The 5,659-nt window shown below is 77.0% G+C and carries 4 protein-coding genes; 1 reads left to right on the top strand and 3 read right to left on the bottom strand.

Annotated elements, in window-relative coordinates:
- Positions 1 to 158 precede the first annotated feature (158 nt).
- Positions 159 to 1,514 (bottom strand): glycosyltransferase, encoded by a 1,356-nt coding sequence (locus ACFTWP_RS08255; protein ID WP_380263437.1) that lies wholly within the window; start codon positions 1,512 to 1,514, stop codon positions 159 to 161.
- Between the two features lie 192 nt (positions 1,515 to 1,706).
- Here ACFTWP_RS08255 and ACFTWP_RS08260 point away from each other — a divergent pair, with 192 nt between their 5' ends.
- Entirely contained in the window at positions 1,707 to 3,854 is a 2,148-nt protein-coding gene (locus ACFTWP_RS08260; protein ID WP_380263438.1) for a glycosyltransferase, read from the top strand.
- A gap of 295 nt (positions 3,855 to 4,149) precedes the next feature.
- Here ACFTWP_RS08260 and ACFTWP_RS08265 read toward each other — a convergent pair whose 3' ends face one another.
- Both ACFTWP_RS08265 and ACFTWP_RS08270 read right to left on the bottom strand, forming a co-directional pair.
- A complete protein-coding gene (locus ACFTWP_RS08265) occupies positions 4,150 to 4,854 on the bottom strand; it encodes a 2-phosphosulfolactate phosphatase (protein WP_380263439.1) in 705 nt (234 codons plus the stop codon).
- Between the two features lie 350 nt (positions 4,855 to 5,204).
- Entirely contained in the window at positions 5,205 to 5,528 is a 324-nt protein-coding gene (locus ACFTWP_RS08270) for a hypothetical protein (RefSeq protein WP_380263440.1), read from the bottom strand.
- Positions 5,529 to 5,659: the final 131 nt, after the last annotated feature.

Genomic DNA, 5,659 nt, shown 5'->3' on the forward strand with positions numbered 1-5,659 from the left:
GGCATGGGATCCCGCCGCGCCTGGCTCGACCCCCCGCGCGTGCGCCCGGGGTGCCGGGGCGGTGCGGCGGGCGCGGGCCCCGCCGCCGCGCTCCCGGGGCCCTCGCCGGCCGCAGCGGCCCGTCGATCGGCCCGTCGATCGGCCCGACGGTCGGTCGGTCAGGGCGTGGATGACGTGCGAACGGGCATGCGGCGCAGCAGTTCGTCGGCGGCCCACTGCGGACCGCGGGCACGGACTTCGTCGCGAACGCGGTCGTTGGCGGTGCGGCCACCCGTGAGCAGCGCGCGGACGGCGGCGCCGACGGTCGGCGGGTCGAGGCTGTTGGGGTCCAGGCTGCGGCCGAGGCCGGCGCGTTCGGCGTCGTGGGCGATGGCGAACTGGTCACTGGAGAAGGGCAGGACGAGTGCGGGAACCCCGGCGTGCAGGCATTCGGTGAACGAGTTGTTGCCGCCGTGGTGGATCATCGCGGCGGCCAGGGGCAGCAGTGCCTGCTGCGGGACGGTGGCCGCGATGTGGAGCCGGCCGGCCGGGGCGTCCCGCAGTGCCGGGGCCCGTCCGAGCTCCGCCGCCCGGTCGCCGGCAGCGACGATCACGGACGCCCCGGTGTGCTGCAGGATCCCCTCCACGGCGGTCCGCAGGACATCGTGGCGGGCCGAGAGGAACGTGCCCAGTGCGACCAGCAGCAGCGGGCGACCGCCGGTGGCGAGCCGGTCGACGACGTCGCGCCAGGCCCGGCTGAGCTGGGCCGCGTCCGGTCCGCAGTGCCCTGCGTAGAGGGCCGCAGGCCCTGCCGGAGCCGGTGGCAGCCACGGGAACGGCGGGTAGTTGAAGACGAGCGCGTGCGGGGAGCACAGGGCGAACGCCCGCTCCGGGACCGGGCGCTGCGGCGCATGGCGGCCGACTGACGCGCGGAAGGCCGCGGTGAAGGCCGTGTCGTTCGCGGCGGCCGCCTCGCGCAGTCGGTCGAGCGACGCCGCATCGGGTCGTACGGTGGTGGGCCAGGCGTACGGCAGGCCGAAGTAGGCGTCCGGGCCGGCGGGGATGTAGCTGGGGTGGCCCGGGCAGAAGCTCGCGTAGGCGAGCCCCAGGCAGTGCAGGGCGAGCGTCACCGGGTAGCTCAGCTGGTCCACGACGTACCAGTCGGGCCGCACCCGGCCGTCGAGGTCCCGGAGGTCGCGCAGGACGCGGTCGGGGTCCGCCAGCATGTCGGCCCGGCGGTGCCCGGCCTGGGTGAGCAGGGCGGGAACCGCGCCCCTAGCGGTCGCCGCGAGGAACTCCCGCAGGCGGGCGGACTCACCCTCGTCCTGCGCCGTCCGCTCGGCGATGCCGTGATTGGCGTTGCGGGTGACGTTGAGTTCCGCGAACCCCAGCCCGGAGCGGTCCGCCAGATCCGCGAAGGCCGGCGTGCAGGCCAGCGACACCTCCGCACCAGCCCGGCGCAGGGCCGCCCCGAGCACGCTCAGCGGTGCGGCGTGCGAGCGGAACGGCGGGCTGATCACCACGACACGGGTCACCGCGGTCTCCCTGGAGCTGCGGGCGGCGGCGCGGGACGCGCGTCCCGCCCGGTCGATGATGCCAGAGATCGCCGGGCGAATCCGTCGATTCCGGGCACCCGGGCGCGGGCCGGCGCCGTTCCAATCCATCCGGCCGCCCGCTCCGAAGAGACGCACGGACGGACGCACGCCACCCGACGAGAGGCCGACCCCGTGAGGCAGGACACTCCCGGTACCTCCCCAGGAACGCGCACCGGCCCGGCAGACGGAGCCGACCCTGCGAAGGCCGACGAACTGGCCCAGTGGCGGCGGCACTTCTGGGGACAGGACCCCCCGGCCGGCGCCGGCCACGACCTGCTCGGGCTGCTCGCCCGCGCCGAGTACGACCCCGCCGTGTACGACGCCACCGAGTACTACTCCGCCGGGCACGGACCCGCCGGGTACGGACCCGCCGGGCCGGGCCCCCGGATCGCCGGCCTGCCCGCGCAGGACCTACGTGTGGCCGGCCTGCGGCGGGCGGTGCGCGCCGGCCGCGCCCTGGACCCGGCGGCCTTGGTCACCGCGGCCGACGGGACGGCCACCCTGCGGACCGCGCTCGCGGAGGCCTGGTCGGTGACCGTGGCGGCCGGACACGGGAGGGCCGCGACGGCCGCACTGCGCAGCCGGCTGCTCGCCGCTCCGCCGGCCGAGGAGGCCGCCTTCCTGCTCGACCTCGCCGGAGCGGCCCGCCTCCGTCCGCTGACGGCGGCGGAGTGCGCGGGCGGGGCCCGGGCGGCGGACCGGTGGCAACGGCACGCGGTGTGGCGCTACCTGTCCGGTCTTCCGCGGGGTGCCGAAGCCCTGCCGACCGCGGCGCACCGCACCGCGGACCGCTACGAGGAGCTCCTGCTGGCCGCCGCCTGGGAGCAGGCGGCTCCGGGAACACCGGCCGGCGAGCCCTTCCGGCGAGCTCTAGGGCCCCTGCCGGCTGCGCCCGCGGACGGCCTCGTCGTCGCCCAGTCCATGCTGCTGGGGCGGCTGGACGAGCCGGGGGCGGGGCTCAGCGGAGGCATGAGCGTCCTGCTGGGCGGCCTCGGCGACGAGCTGTCCCGCACCGGTCGGGTGGCGCGCGTTCTCACCCTGGTCGGCGCCGGGACCGCGGAGCTCCGCGAGGGGCGGCCGCTGGTGGCGCGGCGGGGGCCGGAGCACTGGGTGATGGGCATCCCGATCGACGCCCCGGGACCGCTGGACCCGGGAACTGCGGCGGTCCACCGAGGGGCACTGGCCTGGTGGGCGACCCGTCTGCTGGCGCTGCCCGGCGCAGGGGCGCACGTCGTCCATGCGCGCTTCGCCGACGACTGCTCGCTGGCCGTGGCGGACGCCGCTCGGCGCCGCGGCGCCCGGTTCGCCTTCACCGTCACGCCGGACCCCCACCGGACGACCGCCCGGCGTCACCGTGACCTGCCGGTGCACTCGCTCGCCGAGCCGGCCGCGGCCCTGCGGATGGACCTGCACCGGATCTTCGTGGCGGACGCACTGGTCGCCCGGGCCGACCTGCTGGTCACCATTCCGGGCCGATCGGGCACCGCGGAGCTGTCCGAGTACTTCCCGCAGCTGGCACCGGAGTTCCGCCGCCGGCCGCTGGCCGCTCCGCCGGAGGGCATCGCGCCCTTCGAACCCGGCGAGCGGGACGACGCGACGGCGGCGAGGCTGATGGGGCGACTGTTCGCGGGCGGGGAGCTGGCGGACGGCCTCGACCCGGCCGTGCCCGGGTTGCGGGTGCTGTTGAGCGTCGGTCGGCTGCACCCGGTCAAGCAGCAGGACCGGCTGGTGGAGGCCTGGCTCGACGCGGGCCTGTACCGGTCGACGGCGCTGGTCCTGATCGGCGGGTCCGCGGTGCACCCGACGGCGGTCGAGACGGAGATGCGCGGCCGGATCGCCAAGCTGCTGTCCGCGGAGCCGGCGGCCCGGCGGCGGGTCGCGCAGTGGGCCGCGCTGCCGAACCGGCAGGTGCGGGTGCTGGAACGGGCGCTGGCCTCGGGCCGCTGGTGCGGTCCGGCCCTGTACGTGTGCCCGAGCGCGAAGGAGGAGTTCGGGCTGGCGGTGCTGGAGGCGATGGACGCCGGCCTGCCGGCCGCCGGGCCCGTCGTCGGCGGTGTGCCGCACTACGTACGGGACGGGGTGAACGGCTTCCTGCTGCCCACCGGGAGCACGGGGGAACTCGCCGGGCGACTGCGCGAGTTGTGCCTGCTGCCGGCGACTCGTCTGGCGGAGGTCGCGGTCCGCGGCCGCGGCACGGTGGCGGCCCGGTACTCGGCTGCGGCCATGGCCGAATCGCTGGCCGCCGAGTACGCGGCGGTGGCCGGGGGCGCGGACGGCTGAGCGTGCTGGCAGCCCGACGGGGGCTGCGAGCGTTCGGGGCGGCGCCGCCCTGGGGACGCGGCGGGCGCCGAGTCCGGCTGGTTCACCCTGGCCCGCCGGGCGCCCGGTGACGAGGTGGTGCACCGCACCGCCGTCCCCGCCCCCGGGCACGCCGACGCCTTCGGCACCGTGGAGGCCCGGAGCCCGACCGGAGCGCCCCGCCGGGTCCGGCCGGGCGCGGCGGTCAAAGGGCAGCGGTCCGGGCGCGGCGGTCCGGGCACGGCCTCGGCGCGGTGGCGCGGAGGCCGGCGTTCGCCTAGCGGATCGAGGCGTCGTCGGCCGGCGGAGGCACGGCGCGCGGACGCAGCACCATGAGCGAGTCCTCCGGGGCCGCCACCATGGCGAAGGGGAACCGGTCGAGTTCCAGGCAGAGCGCGACGTCGTCGGGATGGACTCCTTGACGCACCCCCTGCGCCAACTCGGCGGCGGCGCGCGACTCGGCGGCGCGGCGAAGGAACCCCGTGGCATCCGTCACGGCCTCGGTGGCCCGGCGAGCGATGTACCGGGCGCACGCCTGGTCCTCATCGGCCCGCCCGTCCTCACCGGTGACCACGAACGTCACGCTGTCGCTCCCGCGCGCCCGTAGGAGCCGGGCCGTCGCCTCCGCCACCACGAAGCCGGCGCACAGCACCAGCGACGCCTCCTTCACCGCGAGGGCGCCGACCGTTCCCGCCGTGGTCTTCTGCACGACGGTCCGCCCGCCCAGGTCGACGGACCGCAGCAGGCCCGGCGAGTTGACCAGGTCGAACCCGGGCGCACGGGGCCCGTCCTTGAGCGCCACCCAGTCCGGACGGCGGGCCTTGAGCGCCAGAGCGGTGTCCAGCGACTCGGCGAGAACGATCTTCTCCGCCCCCTGCGCGAAGGCCCACGCGGCCACGGTGAAAGCGCGCATCACATCGACCACGACCGCCACGGACGGGGCCTCGACCAGATCAGCGGTACCGACGAAACGAGCGTCCATTCCGATCATGATTCCGCACACCCGCCTCCGGGGCAACGGCCCCTGTGTCCGCCCGCTCGGGACGGACCGAGGCGGCGTCATGTCCGGCGCCCCGGGCCGGCGGCGGTCGGCTCACAGCGGCCGGGACGCCGCCCCCTCGTGGACTGCCGTCCAGCCCGGGACCTGGCGGCCCAGGGCCGCCCGGGCCTTCTCCAGGTCAGGTGGACTACGTGCCAGGAACGTGTTCGGTGGTTCCGGCGCCTCGTCGAGTGTGCAAGGTCGCGCGGACGCCGCTCCGGCCTCCCGGCGCCCCCGCAGGGACGGCGTCGTCAGCCGGTCGTCCGGGCCCGAACGGCGGGCGACGCGGGGGTTCAGCCGACGTCCGGTACCGGCAGACCGAGTTCGGCGCAGGTCGACAGGGCGAGGTCGTACCCAGCCGACTCCAGCGAGAGGTGCCCCGGCCAGGTGGTGCCGTCGGCGTCCCGGGTGAGGTCTCCGAGGTCGCCGCCGTCCTCCCGCCCCGCGCGACGGATCCGTTCCGTCACCGCGGGCTGGTAGGTCCGGCCGTCCAGTTCCTGGAGCGCCCGGCACACCGCCCGGTCCTCCGCCTGCCGGTTCAGGTGCCACGCCGTCCCGCCGGTCGACGCCAGCGCGAGCACCGCTGCCACCGCCCCGAGCCTTCTTCCCCTGGTCACAACCGGGAATCCTGGCACAGGTGCTGGAGCGGTGGGGGGGGGGGGGGGGGGGGGCCGGCCCCCCCCCCCCCCGGGGGGGCCACGCCCCGGCCCGCCACCCCGCGCTGCGGGGGGCGGGGGCGAACCGCCGG

The organism is Kitasatospora sp. NPDC057015 (assembly GCF_042673745.1).
In the GTDB taxonomy this organism is placed as follows: Bacteria; Actinomycetota; Actinomycetes; order Streptomycetales; family Streptomycetaceae; genus Kitasatospora.